Origin of the sequence: Rathayibacter sp. RFBD1, assembly GCF_002932915.1 — a bacterium.
Classification (GTDB): domain Bacteria; phylum Actinomycetota; class Actinomycetes; order Actinomycetales; family Microbacteriaceae; genus Rathayibacter.
The window spans coordinates 184,022-201,875 of record NZ_PSWQ01000009.1; the positions used below are offsets into that span (position 1 = coordinate 184,022).

Below are 17,854 nucleotides of genomic sequence, written 5' to 3' on the forward strand. Positions count from 1 at the left end.
GGGCGGTGCCCGTCGTTCCGCCCAGCCGCGAGGAGCGCAGCGGACCCGGCGTCCGTCTCCTCCGCATCGCGACAGCCGCTCCGTCACCCCCTCGAATCCGCGCGTCCCGCGCACCCCGCGTCGTCCGGACGCCCCGCCACCGCCCCACCGCCACAGGAGGACCGTCCATGACCTCACCCGCTCCCCGCTCCGTCGGGTTCACCGTGCTCGGGCCGATCTCGGCCGTCGCGGAGGGCGCCGACCTCGATCTCGGCTCGCCGCAGCAGCGGGCCGTCCTCGCGATCCTGTTGCTCGCCGACGGCCGCCCGGTCGACGTCGACACGCTCGTCGACCGCATCTGGGGGGCGACCCCGCCCCGGAGCGCGCACGGAGTCCTGCGGACCTACGTCTACCGGCTCCGGCGCGTGCTCGCTCCTCACGCCGGCGCGGACGGGCCGGGCATCGAGACCGACGGCGGGTGGTACCGGATGCCCCGGGGCGGCGTCGATCTGGACCTGACCGTGGTCGAGCGGGAGCGCCGTCTCGCCCGCGAGCTCGAGCGGGCCGACGACCCGGCCGGCGCTGCCGAGCGGCTCGGCGCCGCGGCGGACCGGTGGAGCGGCACCCCGCTCGCCGGGCTGCCCGGGGAGTGGTTCGAGGACCAGCGCCGGCGCCTCCTCGAGGTGCGGAACGAGATCGCGCTGGAGCTCGCCGGGCTCCGGGTCGGCCTCGGGCGGCACGACGACGCCCTGCCCGGGCTGCGCCGCCTCGCCGAGGAGCGACCGCTCGACGAGAAAGTCGCCGCGCTCCTCCTGGAGACGCTCCGGGCGCTCGGACGCCGCAGCGACGCGCTGGGCGCCTACGACGCGCTCCGACGACGGCTCGCCGAGCAGCTCGGAGTCTCGCCCGGCGCGGCGCTCCAGCAGCTGCACCGCGACCTCCTCGAGGACGATCCCGCTCGACCGCCCGCCGGTCCGGTCGCCCTCTCGGCCTCCGTTGCGCGGCCGGGTGGGACGCCGGGCCACGCCGTCGCACCCGCGCAGCTGCCACCGGACCCGGCCGACTTCGTGGGGCGGGCCGAGGAGATCCTCCGCATCGAGCAGGCCGCGGCGGTCGGCTCCGGCCAGGGGGTCGTCGGGATCACCGGGCTGGGCGGCATGGGCAAGACCGCGCTCGCCGTGCACGCCGCCCACCGCGTGCGGGCGGCGTTCCCCGGCGGGCAGTTCTTCGTCGACCTCCGGGCGGCGGGAGGCCACCCCCGCACCGCGGCCGGCGCGCTGCTGTCGCTCCTCGAGGGCGCCGGAGTCGCCCGCGCCGCGGTCCCCGACGGCTTCGACGAGCGCACGGCGCTGTGGCGGTCCGTGACCGCGGACCGGCCGGTGCTGCTCCTCCTCGACGACGCGGCGAGCGCTGCCCAGGTCCACCCCCTGATCCCCACGGGCGCCGGCTCGCTGACCGTGGTGACGGCGACCAGGCGGCTCCTCGACGTCACCGGGGCGCGCTGGATGAAGCTCCTGCCGCTCGCCCCGGAGGAGTCCGTCGAGCTGATGGGGCGCCTCGTCGGCCGTGAGCGCCTGGCCGCCGAGCCCGGCCCCACCGCGAGGCTGGCGGCCGCGTGCTCGCACCAGCCCCTCGCGGTCCGCGTGGCGGCGGCCCGCCTCGCGGACCGTCCGGCGTGGAGCGTCGCGCAGATCGAGCAGCAGCTGTACGACGACCTCGACCAGCCGGTCGTGATGCACGCCGACTGCAGGATCGTGGACGCCCCGTTCCGCCGCGCGTCGGCCGGGCTCCTGGAGGACCGCCGGGCGGCCTTCCACGCGCTGTCCCACCTGACCGAGGAGGCCTTCTCCGTCGAGACCGCGGCGCAGGTCCTGCACCTGGAGGTGTCGGCGACGCGCGCCGTGCTCGAGGACCTGGTCGACGCGCACCTCCTCCTCGACGCCGCCGGCGGCCGCTACGGCTTCTTCGCGCTGGTGCGCGCCTTCGCGCGGCGCCAGCCGCTGCGGCAGGAGGTCGCCTGAGGCGGATCGGCCTCCTCGGGGTCCCGGCCGGAGTCTCCGGGATCCCGCCGGGGTGAGGACGGCGGCCGGGTCCGCGGATCCGGCCGCCGCGGGCGTCAGGAGATCGCGGCCAGCAGGACCAGGGGGTCGCCCTCCATCCAGCGGCAGTCCATGACGAAGCGCTCCACCCGGTGGCCCTCGGGCGTGACGCGGACGTGGAAGGTCCAGGTGTTGCCCATCAGGGCGTGCCGGGTCGCCGTCGCGACCGGCCCCTCGCCGGGGAGGAAGTGCTGCGCCAGGGCGTAGGCCTCGACGAGGTACCCGTCGCCGCGGCGGCTCGCGGTGACGTTGCTCACCGCGTGCATCGTGTCGAGCGGGCCGACGGCGCCGATCATGGTGGGGATCACGGTCCCGCTCCCCTGCAGGACGGGGAACTCGAGCCCGATCCTCGTGGTCGCGGGCGTCATGTCAACCACGACGTCGTCGGTCAGGAGGTCCTCGAGCACGGACGCGTCGGCGGTGTCGAGGGCGCGCGCCCAGAGCAGCGGGATGCGGCCGAGCTCCTGCTCGACCGCGAACGGCAGGGCGGCGGTGGCGGTGGTGGTGTCGGTGGTGCCGGTGGTGGTCACGGTGGTGCTCCTTCGGTCGGTGGTGGTCGTTCGTGCGGGTCGGTGGTGCGGGTTCACGGGCGCGGGGCGGGACGGCGCTCGCCGGACGGCGCGTGCTCGAGCAGGGGCGTCTGCGCCCGGAAGAGGTCGCCGGGATCGACGGCCGCCTTCACCCGCAGCAGCCGCGCCCAGTCGTCCCCGGAGAACGAGCGCTCGGGGTGCCCGTCGTCCGGGGCGAAGTTGACGTACCGCGCGCCGGTGCTCCACGGGCGGAGGGCTTCGATCAGCGCGCGCGCCTGGGCGACGCCGTCGGCGTCGTCCTCGGGCATCCCGATGGACACGGCCCAGAGGACGTAGGCGGCAGAGCCTGCGGAGACCGCCCCGGCTCCGGCCCGCGGCGCGGCGAACGCCCCTCCGAGGTGCCGCAGCTCGACGATGTGGAGACCGGTGCCGCTCGCGGGTCCGACGGTGTCGAGGAGCGCGCGCTGCGCGGACGCGTCGAGGCCCGCGAGCAGGGAGGTCTCCTCCGAGAACGGCGCCGGGTCGGTCGGGTCGTTGTGGATGCGCTCGAAGTCCTCGGACCGCGTCTCCTCCACCGTGTCGACGAGGACGGGCGCCGCGTCGCGGAGCGGAGCCAGGAGCGCCGCAGCCGTCGCCGCGTCGCCGAGGTGCGCAACCCGGACGTGCAGCACGGACCTCCCGGCGAGCAGCGGCGGCACACCGGGCACCGGCGGCAAGCGGAGGAACGCCAGCGACAGCGTGAGCTCGTCGGGCGCCGATGCTGTCGCCGCGGCGAACGCGGCGAGGACGGCCTCGGCGTGCTCCCCGTCGAAGAACAGGCCGCCGCCGATGAACCGCTCGACGGGGAACAGCTCGATCTCCATCGAGGTCACGACGCCGAGGCTGCTCCGGCCGCCGCGCAGGGCCCAGAAGAGGTCGGCGTGATTATCGGCGGAGGCGCGGAGCAGCTCGCCGGAGGCGGCGACGACGTCGAGGGCGACGACGTGGTCGGACCCCCAGCCGTACCGGCGGCCCAGCACGGGGCTGAGGCCGCCGCCGAGCGTGAAGCCGACCGCGCCGACGTGGCCGGAGGACCCGTGGACGGGAGTGAGGCCGTGCTCCGCGGTGCGCGGCACCACGTCGCTCCAGCGCGCGCCGGCGCCGATGACGGCCCGTCGAGCCGCGGGATCGACGTGCACGTCCGTCATCGCCGCCGTCGAGACGAGCAGGCCGTCCCGCATCGGGCGGGTCGCGTGGTGGCCGGTGGCGACGACGGCGACGGGGAGGCCGTGCGCCGCGGCGAACGAGACCGCCTCGACGATGTCGCCCGCGCTGCGCGCCGTCACGACGACGTCGGGACGCCGGTGGCCGGCGAGGTTGTAGCCGGCGCAGGCGGCCGCGTAGCCGTCGTCCTCGGGTGTCAGCGCGGCGCCCTCGAGAGCGGCGCTCAGCGCGGCGACGTCCTCGAGGAACGCGGCGCGGGAGGCGGAAGCGGCACCGGCGGTGCGGTGGTCAGTGGTGGGGGGCATGTCCGTCCTTCGTCGTGGGTCCGCCCGGAGGGGGCGGTCGTGAGGAGTCGACCAGTCGGCCGTCGACGTCCGGTCGACGGGCTGTCGACGACGGTGCGACGGCGTGGATCCGCGCCCGGACCCGGCGGATCGCGGCCGCAGCGCACCGGGACCGGGTTCCGCGGCCGGCATCCCTCCCGGCCGCTCCTCCCCGCTCACGCCCGCTTCCGCAGGTCGCCCAGGACGAGGTGCTCGATCTCGCCGAGCACCTCGTCGGCGGCCGACAGCGCTGCGATGCGCGCGGCGGCCGTCCGGGCGCTCGCGCGGAACCGGTCGTCCTCGAGGACCCTCCGGAGGGCGGGACCCGCCTCCTCCGCTGCGGCGACGGTGATCGCCGCACCCGCTGCCGTGGCGCGGGCCGCGTTGACGGCGTGATCCGCGCCGAGCGGCATCACCACGAGGGGGACCCCGGAGACGAGGGCCGCGAGGACGGTGCCGGCACCGCCCACTGTCACAACGGCGTCGGCGTCCGCCAAGAGCTCGGCGAGCGGACGGAAGGGCACGTTCTCGACGCGCACGGGGGACTCCGGCGCCCCCGGCCGCGCCCGCACGCCGTTGACGGCGGTGGCCACCAGGTCGATGCGGAGACCGTCCCGCTCCATCGACGACACCAGGGCGTCCAGGAGCGGCTGGCTGGTGAAGACCGTTCCCATGGTCAGGAGCACGCGCGGCCGGTCGCCGTGCGCCGGCCGCGGCGCTCCGGGCGAGCCCGCGGCCTCGTGCGCCGACGGGCGCAGGGGGATGCGGTATCCGGTGCGGACGCTCGCCGGGTCCTCGAGGAACGCCGGGTAGACGTCGATCCACGCCGCGGGGGCCGGCAGCACGACACCCCGCGCGGCGGCGGCGCGGGCGGAGGCCGCGGCGATCGCGGTCCGGACCGCCTCGGGGCGCTCGGGTCCGAACGTGTGCCTGACGAACGGCACTCCGAGCGCCTCGGCGACGTAGGGTCCGACGTGATCGAGGCTCTCGCTGATCACCAGGTCGGGGCGCCAGACCCGGGCGGCGCTCACCGCCTCGTCCACCGTCTCGGCGACCCGGCGCACGGCGAAGAACTCGGCGATCGTGGCGGGATCCGGAGCGGTCGCGGGGCTCGCCCCGGTCTCCTCCTGCATCGCGGTCATCGCCGCGAGGGTGGGCGGCCCTGCGGGCAGGATCTCGAGGTCCGGCCTCCCCTCGGCGAGGACGAACGCCGCGGCGTCGGCCCCGGTGAGGACGGCGACGCGGTGCCCGGCGGCACGCGCGGCCCGCATGAGCGGGATCATCGGGACGAGGTGCCCCGGGAGCGGGTTGGCGGAGAAGACGATGCGCATGAGTGACCTCGATCGGGGGAGCGGGCGGGTGAGAGGGACGTGCGGGGGACGGGCTCGCCGGGCTGCGGCGGTCAGGACGGGGCGCCGAGGGCGAGCGCTCCCGTCAGCAGGAGCGCGTAGACGAGCGAGGCGGTAGACGACAGCTGGAGGGCGGCGATGAGGCGCGGTGCGTCCGCCGGACGCGAGCCGATCCGGACGGCGGGGACCGCCGGTGCGAGGGCCGACGCGGCGACGAGCGCGAGCGGATGCTCCGGCGCGAGGACGGCGAGGAGAGCGAACGGGGCGAGCAGGAGGACGGCGTAGAGCACCCGCGCGGTGCGCTCCCCGACGACGACGGCGAGGGTCCGCTTCCCGGCGAGGCGGTCCGCCTCGGCATCGCGGATGTTGTTGACCATCAGGACGCCGCAGGCGAAGGATCCGGCGGCCGTGGCGGCGATCCAGCCGGGACCGGTGAGGCGGTCCAGCTGCACGATCTCCGTGCCGAGGACCGCGACGAGCCCGAAGAACACGAAGACCGACACCTCGCCGAGCGCCCGGTAGCCGTAGGGGCGCGCGCCTCCGGTGTAGAACCATGCGGCGACGATCGTGGCGGCGCCGACCGCGAGCATCCACCAGAGCCCCGTGAGCAGGACGACCGCCGTCCCGCTGACCGCGGCGAGCGCGAGGAACGACAGGGCGACTCCGAGCACGGCGGCCGGGGCGGCGGTCCCGGCTCCGGTCAGCCGGGCCGGTCCGCGCCGGAAGCGGTCGGTCCCGCGCACGCCGTCGGAGTAGTCGTTGGCGAAGTTCACGCCGATCTGCAGGCAGAGCGCGACCGCGAGGCACAGCGCCGCGATCCCCGGATTCCGGCCGCCGGCCGCCCATTCGGCGATGCCGCCGCCGGTGCCCGCGATCGCCGCTCCCGTGCCCAGGGCGACGGAGCCGATGCTGAGGGGGAGGGTCCGCGGACGCGCGCCGCTGATCCACTGCGCAGGGGAGGCGCGGAGAGCGCTCCGGGCGGCTGCGGTGGAGGGGGACTGCTCCGAGAAGGAGTCGAGGGCGGGCTCGTGTTCCGGCATGGAGGCGATCGTCGTCCGCTGCGCCGGGGCCGGCGTCCGTGCGATCACGGAGGTCCGTCGCCCTCATCCTGTGGGGTGATCACGATCGTCCGGACGGTGCTCGACACCTGTCGTCCATCGTCGGAGGCTGATCTCGGACGGTCCGCCGCTGCGCCCGCCCGGGACGCTGCACGAAGGAGACCCCATGTCCATCACCGGCCGGAGCACATCGACCGCACCGCACACCGATCGCCTGAACACCCTGTCGATCGCCGGCTTCGTGCTCGCGTTCGTCCTCAACGTCGTCGGCCTCGTGGTGTCGCTGGTCGCGCTCGCGCAGATCCGCCGGACCGGAGAGCGCGGACGCGGGCTGGCGGTCGCCGGCGTCGTCGTCGGCGGCTTCTGGTTCGTCCTGTTCGGCGCCGTCTTCGCCGTCCGCCTCCTCGTCGCCCCGCACGGACTGTGAGCCGGAGCGCGCCCCGGCGTCGATCCGTCGTCGACGCGACGTCGACAGCCGGTGGCGAGGATCGGGACCGGACGACGCCGCACCGCAGCGCCCCGAGCGGCGCGGAAGCGGAGTCGGGACTCCGGCGACGATCGACAGGACGAGCATGACCCTCACGCACCACGACATCCCCTCGACCACCGGCCGCGGAGCGGCCCCGGTGCCGCTCCCGCTCGAGCGGTCCGGAGTCCTGCGGGCCTGGCGGCCGGAGCAGTACGGAGGAGGCCCCGCCACCGTCGCCGACATCGCCGCCCGGCTCCTCGCGCTCGGCGCCGAGGACACGGACCTCGGCTGGGTCGGCGCGGTCGCCGCCGTGACGAACCTCGCCGTCGCGGAGCTGCCCGACGAGGCGCTGCGCGAGATCTGGGCGCCCGGACGCGCGCCGCTGGTCTGCGGGACCCTCGCTCCGCAGGGGACCGGCGAGCGGATCGGCGGGGGCTTCCGCGTCCGGGCGGTCTCCTCGCCCGCGAGCGGACTGCCCTGGGCCGACTGGGTCATGGCGACGGTCCTCGACGCCGGCGCCGGTGAGCCGGTGCGCGTGCTGGTCCCCGTCGACGAGGTGCGCACCGAGGCGACCTGGGACGCGTTCGGACTGCGGGGCACGGGCGGCGACTCCGCCTTCCTCGACGACGTGACCGTGCCCCTCCGCCGCACCCGGATCCTCCGTCCGGATCCTGCCGCGGCACCGCTGACCTACTTCGCCACGCTGTTCTTCGCCGCCCCCCTGATCGGCACCGTGACCGCCGCGGCCGAGAGGGTGGCGGCGGAGGCAGCGGACGGATCGGCGCGCTGGGACCGCGGCGACGTCCGCGCCTCGGTGAGCTCCGCGATGCTGCGGGTCGCGCGGGCGAACGCCCTCTACTCCGCCGCGGTGGCAGGGCTCGGCACCCGCGCCGCGGTCGACGCGCAGTCCGCGCTGGACCGCGCCACGGCGGCCGACCTGGCCGTGCAGGCCGTCGCGGAGGCGGAGGGCGCGCTGCCGCTGCTCGTGAACGGCAGCGGCGCGGCGGCACTGCGCACCGGCCACCCGCTCGCGCGAGCACTCCAGGACGTGGGGGCCGGGGCGCGCCACACCGCGCTGTCGCCGACCAAGTCGGCGCTCGCGCACCTCGACGCCGTCTTCGGGAGCGCCCGCCGATGACCCCCGGAGCGCTCGAGGACCCCGAGGGTCCCGATCGGATCGCGCCGGAGCGGCGGGCGCTGCTCCAGCGGATGGTGCGCGTCGCCGGCGAGCGCGGCGGCCGTCTGGCGCTCGTCGGCGAGCCCGGCGTGGGCAAGACGACGATGCTCGAGGCCCTCGCCCGCCGCGTCCGCCACGACCGGGTCGTGCTGCTGATCCGCTTCGACGAGGGGGCCGTCGGTCCCTTCGCCGCGGTGAGGTCCCTCCTCCGCCTCGTGCCCGACCGCCTGCACCGCGCTCTGCCGAGCGGGTACCGCGCCGTCCTGGAGCGGCTCCTCGTCGTCGATCCCCCCGCTCTCGCCGACCGCCGCGTGCTCGAGGCCGCCCTGCGCCACCTCTGCTCCCTGCTGGCGGCGTCGCACGCGGTGGTGATCCTCGACGACGCGCACCTGGCGGACCGGGAGTCGGTCGACCTCCTGGCGCCGATGTTCCGACCGCCACAGGAGGCGGCCGGCATCGCTCTCGTCGTCGCGCGCGAACTGGACGCCGGCGGACCGGTGACCTCGTGGAAGGTGGTCTTCACCGCGGCCCAGCTCGCGCTCCTCCCTCCCCTCGGACCGGCGGCGGTCGCCGCCGTCCTCGCCGACGCCGACATCGACGGCCTGACCCCGACCGAGGCGGCCGAGATCGCCGCGGAGAGCGGCGGCAACCCGTCCTGGGCGATCGACCTCGCGATGGCCCGCCGGGCGGGGGAGCCGCGGCCGAGGGCCTCCGCGTCCCGCGCCGTCGCGTCGACGATCGAGCGGATCTCCCGGCTCCCGGAGGCCGTCCACGAGCTCCTGGTCGCGACCGCTCTGATGCGGACGGGGAGCGTCGACGTGCTCCTCCAGGTCTCCGGTCAGCAGGAGCAGGCGCTCGCCGAGGCCGTGCGGCTCGGCGTCCTCAGCGTCACGGGCGACGGAGTGTCGGTCCGGACGCCGCTGCTGCGGACCGCGGTGACCGAGACGACGCCGGTGGGCGTCCGGCGCGCCCTGCACGCGAAGCTGGCCCAGACGGCCCTCCCCGCCGAGCAGCGGCTCGAGCACCGCGACGACGCCCTCCCGCCCGGTCCGGAACCGGAGCTGGCGGCGGAGCTGCGGACCGCGTCCGATCGGGCCCGGCGCATCGGGACGAGCTCCGACGCTCTCCGGCTGGCGCTGCGCGCGCTCGCCCGGGCGGAACCGGGTTCGACCGCGCACGTCGACACGGTGCTGCACGCGGCGCAGATCGCCGGTGGGCGGGGCGAGATCGCGCTCGTCCTGCGGCTGTCCGCGATGGTCGACCCCGCGCAGCTGACGCCGTCCCGGTTCGACCGGCTCGCCGTCGTCTCCGCGGAGGCGATCGCCCAGGACCTGGGCGTCGAGGCCCTCGACCACCGCCTCGCGAACGCGCTGAGGACCTTCGAGCCGGACGACGTGCGGTCGACCGTGATCCAGGTGCTGAGGCTCGTCTGGTCCAGCGGCGAGGCCGCGGAGGTGGGCCGGGCACTGGCCGAGCGGGCCGCCGCGCTCCCTCCGGAGCTCACGCCGTACACCCTCCTCACTGCTCTGGGCGATCTCGCCTTCCGGCACCTCGATGCGGGGCAGGGGCTCTCCTCGGAGATCCTCGCGCGGACGCGGGCCCTGGAGGCGGTGAACGGCGTGCTCGACCTGAGGTCCAGCTCCGGAGCGGTCGAGGCCACCGGCGCGTACCAGGCCGACGACCTCGGCCGCTCCCGCCCCGCCCTCACGGCGTTCGTCCGCACGGCGAAGCTCGTCGGCGAGCACCGGACCACCGTGTCCGCCCTCGCGCACGCCGCGATCGTGGAGGTGCTCGCGGGACGCATCGTGCAGGCCGGGTCGCTGCTGGCCGAGGCGGAGCAGCACGCGCGCGGCCTGGTCGACCCGCCGCTGCCGCTCACGCGCGCCCGCGGGCTCGTCGCGCTCACCCGCAACGACCGCGGCACCCTGGAGGAGCTGCTCGCCGGATCGGTGAGCCCGACGTCGATGATGCGCGGCGGGCTGCTGCTCCACGGGCTCGCCGGGATCGACGCCGCGTGGTCCGAGCAGTGGGACATCGCGCGGTCAGAGCTCGAGACGGCTCTCGCGCTGGCGGACGCGAAGGGCATCGTCGAGCCCGGCAGGCGGCTCTGGATCGACGTCGAGCTCGGCCGGGCGCGGGTCCACGCCGGCGATCTGGAGGGAGCGGAGGCGCTCGCCCGGCACCTCGCCGGACTCGACGAGCCGCACCGGCGCCCGCACGCTCACGGCCAGGCGCTCCGGCTCCGGGCGCTCGTCGCGATGCGCTCGGGCGAGCCCGCCGAGGCCCTGCGCCTGGCGGACGACGCGGTCGACTTCCTGCGCCGCAGCGGATTCGCGCCCGAGCTGGCGCGGGCGCAGCTCGACCGCGCCGAGCTGCTCGTCGCCGGGGGCAGGAGCGCCCGGGCGCGCACCGTGCTGGCCGAGGTCGCCACGTCGCGCGCGCACGCCGACGACCCCCGGATCGCCGCGAGGACCCTCCAGCTGACGGAGACCGTCGACGCGGTGGACGGCCGAGCGCTGCTGACCACCGCGGAGGCCCGGGTCGCCGACGCGGCCGCCTCCGGGCTGACGAACAGGGAGATCGCCGAGCAGCTGTTCCTCGGGGTCCGCACGGTGGAGACCCACCTCGCCCACGCCTACCGGAAGATGGGGGTCCGCACGCGGACGCAGCTCGCGCTCGCCCTCAACGGCCTCGGCCAGGAGGGGGCGACCGGGCTCTGAGCGCGGTCGTCGGGGGCGCTCCCGGTGGCCCCGTCACCGCCGCATCACCCCCGAATGGCCGCGATCCGCGCCCCTTCACGCCGCGGACGCCCCGCACGAGCCCACTCCTCCGGCGCTCGGCTAGCCTCGGAGGCACCCGCGAGGAAGGCCCGCATGACCCACGACACCGCCTCGGCCGCCCCGACCCTCGAAGCCGTCGCCGCGCTGGCCGGAGTCTCCCGCGCGACGGTCAGCCGGGTCGTCAACGACTCCCCGCGCGTGAAGGACGGTGCCCGGACGGCCGTGCTCGCCGCGATCGAGCAGCTCGGCTACGTGCCCAACCGCGCCGCGCGCTCCCTCGCCAGCCGCCGCACGCAGACCGTCGCGCTCGTGGTGCCGGAGTCGGCGGCGAAGGTGTTCGCGGATCCGTTCCTCGCCTCGGTGGTGCAGGGGGCCGCGATGGCCTTCGCCGGCACCGAGTACACGCTCACCATCGTGATCGCGTCGGAGGCGGCGCCCGAGAAGACGCGGCGCTACCTGCTCGGCGGCAACGTCGACGGCGCGCTCGTCGTCTCGCACCACAGCGGTGACCACTCCTACGCGCAGCTCGGCGCCTCCCTCCCCGTGGTCTTCGGCGGGCGGCCGCTGACGGAGGAGGGCGGCAGCTACTTCGTCGACGTCGACAACACCGGAGCGGCGCGCACGGTCACCGAGCACCTGCTGAGCCTCGGCCGCACGGCCCCCGCGATGATCGCGAGCCGCCAGGACATGCCCGCCGCGATCGACCGCCTGGCCGGCTGGCGCTCGGCCGTCAGCGCCGCGGGGCTCGACGACTCGCTCGTCGAGTACGGCGACTACTCGCCCGAGGACGGCGCGACCGCGATGCGCCGCCTGCTCGACTCCGGGCGGCCTATCGACGCGGTCTTCGCCTCCAACGACCAGATGGCGGCGGGCGCCCTGACGGCGCTGCGCGAGCGCGGCCTCACGGTGCCGGGCGACATCGCGCTCGCGGGCTTCGACGGCGACTACTTCGCCGAGGCGAGCGAGCCGCGCCTCACCACGGTGCGCCAGCCCTCCACAGGCCTCGGCGAGGCGATGGCGGACGTGCTGGTGCGACTCCTGGCCGGCGAGGAGGTGCAGCGTGTGACGCTGCTGCCGACCGAGCTGCTGGTGCGCGGCTCCACGGTCGCGGGCGCGTGAACCCGGGCCGAGTGCGCTGACCCGTTCGCTGAGTCGCCCGGATCGGCTCCCCGCTGCGGCGTGTCGCGAGCCGATCCGGGCGACTCAGCGCGGGACGGGCTCGTCGGGGATCTCGAGCAGGTGGAAGGGGCCCCGGGGGAGCGGGCCTATGCTCCACAGCGCGACGACGGCCCAGCCGAGGTCGGCGTGGGCGACGGCGCCCTCGGGCACAGTCCGGGTGAAGAGCGCGTAGTCGATCCCATCGAGGGGGAGGGGGCTCACGTCCCACGCGGACCGGTCGGCGGCCAGCTCCTGGGCCCGCGCCTCCGCTGCCACCATCGCGGCTCGCGTCCGGTCCTCGGGCAGGTCGGCGGGGATCGCCGAGAGGAGGAGCGAGCCGATCGCAAGCGCCGCCGTCGCGACCGGATCGGTGACCACTCCGTGCACCGAGCCGCGCGGCCCGAGGCGGACACCGGTCAGCCGCAGCGTGCGGACCGAGTACGAGCCGCCGTCCCGCTCGGCGCGGACCGAGAGGTCGTCGACGGGCCCGTCGTCCGTCCGCCCGCTCCCGTCGACGGACCACGGATCGGAGACGGGGACCAGCGCGCGCACGCCCTCATCCGACTCCCTGCGGTGCCGCCGGTCAAGAGGCGCAGGGCGAGGATCCGCGCTGTGGTACCCGGATCGGCTGGCCGCTCCGGCGTGTCGTGAGCAGATCCGGGCAACTCAGTGCGGAGGAGGCGCGGAAGTGCTGAGGCGTGGAGGCCCGCAGGCGCTGCTCAGAACTCCTCGTAGTTGTAGGGCTCCGGGTCCTCGTCGATCACGGGGCGCGCGATCGTGGCGCGGTTGCTCTTGATGCGGGAGCGGATGTCCTCGACGGCGGCCTCGACGGCGCCGGTGGTCGACTCCTCGTCCTTGATGGAGACCTCGACGGGGACGGCGACGAGCTCGCTGCTCGCGTCGAGGGTCATCTTCGCCTCGATGAGCTCGCCGTCCTCGGTGAACGCCGGGACCGTGACCGCTTCGGAGTGCTCCTGGCGGTCGATCGCGGTCACCAGGTCGAGGAGGGCCTCGGTCACGGCGTCGGTCGTCACGAAGCTCTTGGAGGCGTAGGTCAGCTGCTGCATGCCTCCACTCTCCCGAACGGGAGCGCCCCTCGCGCGGGGTTGCGCCTCGTCGGCCCAGCCCGTAGCGGAGGGGCAGCACGACCGGCGCGGGCGCGAGGAGTCAACCCTCTAGGCCGCGATCCGGGCGTCCGCTTCCCTGGTGGCGGGGCCTCGGGAGGAGGCGCGGGGGTCTCGGGATCCCGGGGCCCCGGCACTCGATCGGGAGGGGACCGGATGCGGCGGAGCGGCCGGGGACTCCGCGGCGACAGGGCGTTCCAGGGCGCCTTCCTGATCGGAGTCGGCCTCATGGCGGCCGTCGACGAGATCGTCTTCCACCAGATCCTCGCCTGGCACCACTTCTACGACCGCTCCACTCCGGCGATCGGCCTTCTCTCGGACGGGCTGCTGCACGCGGCCGAGATCCTCGCACTCGTCGGCGGCGGCTTCCTGATCGCCGACGCCCGGCGCCGATCCGCTCTGCGTCCGCGCACGGCGTGGGCCGCGGGGCTCACCGGGGCCGGGCTGTTCCAGCTGTGGGACGGAGTCGTCGACCACAAGCTGCTCCGCGTTCACCAGGTGCGCTACGACGTCGACCTGCTCCTCTACGACTCCGCCTGGATCGCCTCGGGAGCGGTGCTGCTCGCGGCGGGGCTCCTCCTCCTGCCTCGGCGACGGCGCGCGACGGCGTGACCCCGCACGCCGACCACTCCCTGCTCGACCCGGGCCTGCTGCTCCTGGTCCCGCTGGCCGCGGCCGCGGCACTCGGAGGGGGCGCCGCGGCACTCGAGCGGCGGCGCGGACGGCCGTGGCCGCTCCACCGCACCGCCCTGCTCCTCGGCGGGCTCGCGACCGCGGCGCTCTGCTTCGCGGGTCCGCTCGCGGAGTGGTCGCACGCGGATCCGCGCGGGGCGATGCTGACGCACCTGGTCCTCGGGATGCTCGCGCCGCTCCTCCTGGTGCTCTCGGCCCCCGTCACCCTGGCCCTGCGCGCGCTCGACGTCACGGCGGCCCGGCGGCTCTCGCGGCTGCTCCGGAGCCGCCCGGCCCGTCTCCTCGCCCACCCCGTGACGGCGCTCCTGCTCTCGACGGGCTCCCTCTGGCTCGTGCACGCGACCGGACTGCTCGCCGCCGCGCACGCCGACCCGCTGCTGCACCTCGCACTCGGCCTGCACTTCCTGCTCAGCGGCTGCCTGCTGACGGCGGCGCTCGCCGGAGTCGATCCGAACCCGCACCGCGCCCCGTTCGGCCTGCGCCTGGGCGTGCTCGGAGCGGGCATCGCCGCGCACGCGCTGCTCGCGACCGTGCTCTACGCGGAGGCGCCGGACGAGACCGGACGCCAGGCGGCGCTCCTGCTGTTCTACGGAGGCGACCTGCTCGAGACGGCGCTCGCCGTGGTCGTCTGCGCCCGGCGCTACGCGGCGACGGCGCCCCGGCAACCCCCTCCGCCGAGCGCGCCCTGCTCCCTACGCTCGGACGCATGCTCCTCATCTTCGGGACCCGAGCCGTCGAGGACCTCCTCCGGACGCTCGTCTTCGTCTGCCGCGTCTGCGGGCAGCGCGACGAGCAGCGGATCCTCCGCCGCCGGACGCGCCTCTCGCTCTTCTTCGTCCCCGTCCTGACCGTCTCGACCCGCTACCTGCTCGAGTGCTCGCACTGCCGCACAGTGTCCCCGATCAGCAAGGAGGAGGCGCAGGGCTCCGTCCGCTGGGCCGGCAACTCCGACCAGTGACCGCCCCGAGCGGGAGGCTCCCGCGGTGCGCTCAGCGCACCGGAGCCGGCACCGCCGCGGGACGCGCGGCGACCGCGGCCGCGCGCCGCGTCGCCCAGTTGTTGAGCAGCAGCGCCGTCACGACGATGGCCGCGCCGAGCAGGGCGACGGGCCCCGGCCGGTAGCCGCCCGCCATGCTGATCGCGAAGGTCGTGACCGGGACGAGGTTCTGGAAGAGCGTGCCGTTGAGGGCGCCGAGCAGCTTGATGCCGGCGTTCCACAGCAGCACGGCGACGACGCCGGCCAGGAGGATCAGGTAGGCCAGCTGCGGCCAGGCCGCGAGCACCTCGGCTCCGGTCGGCGGGTGCGCGGAGCCGGTGGCCGTCGCCACGGCGACCGCGACGGCGATCGAGGGGCAGCCGAGCGCGGTGGTGAGCGTCGAGTACCGCAGCGCCGACCAGCCGGGGAACGCCGCGGCTCCGCGCGTGTAGACGACCCAGCAGATCGCTCCGAGCAGGGCGAGCAGCTCGCCGAACCCCAGCTCGCCGTCGAGGAGGAGGGCGACGTCGCCGCGGGTGACGACGAGCGCGACTCCGGCGAGCGCGAGCAGGATGCAGCCGACGGTGGCGGCAGGCGGCAGGCGACGCGCGCCGATGCTCGCGAGCACCGCGCCGATCGCGGGCATCATCCCCATCATCAGGCTGACGTTCGGGGCCGAGGTGAACCGCAGAGCCGTGAAGGCGAGCAGGCCGAAGCCGGCGAATCCGGAGGCGCCGAGCAGTGCCAGCCGCCACCCGCGGCCGTCGAGCCGGAAGGCGCGGAGCCCTTCCGCCCGGGCGAGCAGCAGGGCGAGGACGACCGCGGCGGCGGTGTAGCGGATGAGGGTCATGAAGAAGGAGTCGACCGTCGCCGCGATGCTGTCCGCGACCGGGAGCATGCCGCCCCAGAGGATCGGCGGGATCAGGCAGAAGAGCAGACCTCGCGACCGCATGGCGCCCCTGACCCGTCGGGTGCGGCCGCCCCGGGCGGGGGCCGTCGCTCGATGCTGGACCCCGGCGGCTCGGCGCACAAGAGCGCCGCCGACCCCCGAACGGCCCGCCGCGGGGCCGAGCGGAGAGGGGTGCGCCGGGTGTGGAGGAGGCTCGGCGAGCCGACTGACCTGCTACGACGAGGACGACGGAGCCGCAAGGACCTTGCATGGCCCCTTTAGGGTGACAAATTTTGCTTGCTTCCATCATCTCCGTGCCCCTAGGTTGATCGCAGCACCCCCCGATGCTGTCCTCTGTCAGGCCCTGCTCCGATCCCCCCGTCGGACGCCGTTCCTCACTCGGGTCGCGCCCACCCCGGCGACGACCTCCGTTCCGCGCGGGCGCTCATCAGCGCACATCGGCCCCCGGCCGCGGAGAGGAACAGTCATGACGACACAGCCTGGCCACGGCGCGGACGAGCCGACGGCTCCCCGTCGCCGGGCGACCTGGGAGGCGCACGACGAGACGGCCTCGCGCCCGCTCTCGGGACGCCGTGCCGCCCGCTCCGGGCGCGAACGGGTCTCCGCTCCGCGCCGCCTCGCGTCCGCGACGCCTGCCGGAGCGGTGACGGTCCCCGCCGCCCCGACCGCGGTGCTGGAGCATCCGGCCGCCCCGTCCGCGGTGGTCGCGCGACCGGTCGTGCCGGCCGCTGTCCTGGAGCGTCGGGCTGCGCCGACCGCGCTTCCGGCCGCGACGGCCGCTGCCCTGGAGCATCCGGCCACCGCGACCGCCGCCCTGGAGCGTCCGGCCGCCCCGACCGCGCTGCTCGAGCGTCCGCCGGCCCCCGCCGCGGTCCTCGAGCGCACCGTGCTCCCCGCCGTCGACGCCGACCGGCTCCCTCCGGCATCCACTCCGATCCGCGGCACGCGCCCCCGCAGCGGCCGCCGCGCCTCGTCGCGCATCGGCGACCTGGTCGCCGCCCTCCCCGCCCACAACGAGGAGGCCGGGATCGCCGCGGCGATCGAGGGCCTGCGCCGGCAGACCTGGCCGCCGGACCGGATCGTCGTCATCGCCGACAACTGCACCGACGCCACGGTCGAGATCGCTCTCGCGCACGGCGCCGAGGTGTTCGTCACCGTCGGGAACAGCCACAAGAAGGCGGGCGGCCTCAACCAGTTCCTCGCCGAGGTCCTCCCGGGGCTGCAGGACGACGACCTGGTGCTCGTGCAGGACGCCGACTCCGCGCTCGACCCCGGGTTCCTCGAGATCGCCCGCGGCAGGCTGCACGGCGGCATCGGCGCGGTCGGAGGAGTGTTCCGCGGCGGCGAGGGCGGCGGCTTCGTCGGCCACCTCCAGCGCAACGAGTACGCGCGCTACGCCCGCGACGTGCGCCGCCTGAACGGGAAGTGCCTGGTCGTCACGGGCACCGCGGCCGTGCTCCAGGTCGCCGTGATGCGCCGCATCAGCGCGGCCCGCCTGGCCGGCTCCCTCCCCTCCGGAGACGGCATCGGCGGCATCTACGACACCACCGTCCTCACCGAGGACAACGAGCTCACGTTCGCGATCCGCCACCTCGGCTACGACGTGCTGAGCCCCGCCGGCTGCACTCTCGTCACCGAGGTCATGCCGACCTGGGGAGACCTCTGGCGTCAGCGCCTGCGCTGGAAGCGCGGAGCGGTCGAGAACTGCGTGCAGTACGGCTTCACGCGGGTCACGGCTCCCTACTGGGGGCGTCAGCTGCTCACGATGCTCGGCTGCATCATCACCTACGTCTACCTGGCCACGATCGTCTACGCGGTCGGCTGGGGCGAGCTGAGCCTCCAGCCGTTCTGGCTGGCCGTCACCGCGATCTTCGTCGTCGAGCGGATCGTGACGGTCCGCGACCGCGGCTGGCGGTACATGCTCGCCGCCGCGTCGATGTACGAGCTCGTCGTCGACCTGTTCCTGCAGGTCGTCCACACCAAGGCCTACCTGGATGCGCTGACACGCCGTCGGCGCGACTGGTGA

16 protein-coding genes are annotated in these 17,854 nt (G+C 75.6%); 9 read left to right on the top strand and 7 right to left on the bottom strand.

Annotation, left to right across the window (positions count from 1 at the left end):
* Positions 1–167: 167 nt before the first annotated feature.
* A complete protein-coding gene (locus tag C5D50_RS04395; protein WP_104282845.1) occupies positions 168–2,000 on the top strand; it encodes a BTAD domain-containing putative transcriptional regulator in 1,833 nt (610 codons plus the stop codon).
* Positions 2,001–2,095: 95 nt separating this feature from the next.
* Here the strand turns inward: C5D50_RS04395 and C5D50_RS04400 are convergent, their stop codons facing one another.
* The 4 genes from C5D50_RS04400 to C5D50_RS04415 all read right to left on the bottom strand — a co-directional run bounded on the left by C5D50_RS04400 (position 2,096) and on the right by C5D50_RS04415 (position 6,523).
* Positions 2,096–2,608, bottom strand: a complete 513-nt coding sequence (locus C5D50_RS04400; protein WP_181137288.1) for a nuclear transport factor 2 family protein — start codon at positions 2,606–2,608, stop codon at positions 2,096–2,098.
* Positions 2,609–2,661: 53 nt separating this feature from the next.
* A complete protein-coding gene (locus C5D50_RS04405) occupies positions 2,662–4,116 on the bottom strand; it encodes an FAD-binding oxidoreductase (RefSeq protein WP_104282847.1) in 1,455 nt (484 codons plus the stop codon).
* 194 nt (positions 4,117–4,310) lie between these two features.
* Entirely contained in the window at positions 4,311–5,465 is a 1,155-nt protein-coding gene (locus tag C5D50_RS04410; protein ID WP_104282848.1) for a glycosyltransferase, read from the bottom strand.
* Positions 5,466–5,536: 71 nt separating this feature from the next.
* Positions 5,537–6,523, bottom strand: a complete 987-nt coding sequence (locus tag C5D50_RS04415; RefSeq protein WP_104282892.1) for a 1,4-dihydroxy-2-naphthoate polyprenyltransferase — start codon at positions 6,521–6,523, stop codon at positions 5,537–5,539.
* A 184-nt stretch (positions 6,524–6,707) separates the two neighbouring features.
* Here C5D50_RS04415 and C5D50_RS04420 point away from each other — a divergent pair, with 184 nt between their 5' ends.
* From C5D50_RS04420 to C5D50_RS04435, 4 genes are all read left to right on the top strand, one after another.
* Positions 6,708–6,968, top strand: coding sequence for a DUF4190 domain-containing protein (locus tag C5D50_RS04420; protein ID WP_104282849.1), 261 nt, complete (start codon positions 6,708–6,710; stop codon positions 6,966–6,968).
* 145 nt (positions 6,969–7,113) lie between these two features.
* Entirely contained in the window at positions 7,114–8,148 is a 1,035-nt protein-coding gene (locus C5D50_RS04425; RefSeq protein WP_104282850.1) for a hypothetical protein, read from the top strand.
* Positions 8,145–10,907 carry an AAA family ATPase gene (locus C5D50_RS04430; protein WP_104282851.1) on the top strand — a complete coding sequence of 921 codons (2,763 nt, stop codon included), beginning with the start codon at positions 8,145–8,147 and terminating at the stop codon, positions 10,905–10,907. The genes C5D50_RS04425 and C5D50_RS04430 overlap by 4 nt, the downstream gene beginning before the upstream one ends.
* A 153-nt stretch (positions 10,908–11,060) precedes the next feature.
* Positions 11,061–12,086, top strand: a complete 1,026-nt coding sequence (locus C5D50_RS04435; RefSeq protein WP_104282852.1) for a LacI family DNA-binding transcriptional regulator — start codon at positions 11,061–11,063, stop codon at positions 12,084–12,086.
* A gap of 84 nt (positions 12,087–12,170) precedes the next feature.
* Here the strand turns inward: C5D50_RS04435 and C5D50_RS04440 are convergent, their stop codons facing one another.
* Complete coding sequence (locus C5D50_RS04440; protein WP_104282853.1) at positions 12,171–12,677, bottom strand: hypothetical protein; 507 nt, start codon at positions 12,675–12,677, stop codon at positions 12,171–12,173.
* 167 nt (positions 12,678–12,844) lie between these two features.
* Complete coding sequence (locus tag C5D50_RS04445; RefSeq protein ID WP_104223965.1) at positions 12,845–13,192, bottom strand: hypothetical protein; 348 nt, start codon at positions 13,190–13,192, stop codon at positions 12,845–12,847.
* A gap of 213 nt (positions 13,193–13,405) precedes the next feature.
* Between C5D50_RS04445 and C5D50_RS04450 the strand changes: the two genes are divergently transcribed.
* The 3 genes from C5D50_RS04450 to C5D50_RS16990 are packed head-to-tail and all read left to right on the top strand — an operon-like array spanning position 13,406 to position 14,900.
* On the top strand, positions 13,406–13,861 hold the full coding sequence (locus C5D50_RS04450; protein ID WP_104282854.1) for a DUF2243 domain-containing protein: 456 nt from the start codon (positions 13,406–13,408) through the stop codon (positions 13,859–13,861).
* Positions 13,858–14,790 (top strand): cytochrome c oxidase assembly protein, encoded by a 933-nt coding sequence (locus C5D50_RS04455; RefSeq protein WP_104282855.1) that lies wholly within the window; start codon positions 13,858–13,860, stop codon positions 14,788–14,790. The genes C5D50_RS04450 and C5D50_RS04455 overlap by 4 nt, the downstream gene beginning before the upstream one ends.
* A complete protein-coding gene (locus C5D50_RS16990; RefSeq protein ID WP_374953052.1) occupies positions 14,742–14,900 on the top strand; it encodes a hypothetical protein in 159 nt (52 codons plus the stop codon). Before C5D50_RS04455 ends, C5D50_RS16990 begins: the two co-directional genes overlap by 49 nt.
* 31 nt (positions 14,901–14,931) lie before the next feature.
* On the opposite strand, the gene C5D50_RS04465 is transcribed toward C5D50_RS16990, so the two are convergent.
* Entirely contained in the window at positions 14,932–15,870 is a 939-nt protein-coding gene (locus tag C5D50_RS04465; protein ID WP_104257493.1) for a DMT family transporter, read from the bottom strand.
* 424 nt (positions 15,871–16,294) lie between these two features.
* On the opposite strand from C5D50_RS04465, the gene C5D50_RS04470 reads away from it, so the two are divergent.
* Positions 16,295–17,854: a glycosyltransferase family 2 protein gene (locus C5D50_RS04470; RefSeq protein ID WP_104282856.1), complete on the top strand. Its 1,560-nt coding sequence runs from the start codon at positions 16,295–16,297 to the stop codon at positions 17,852–17,854.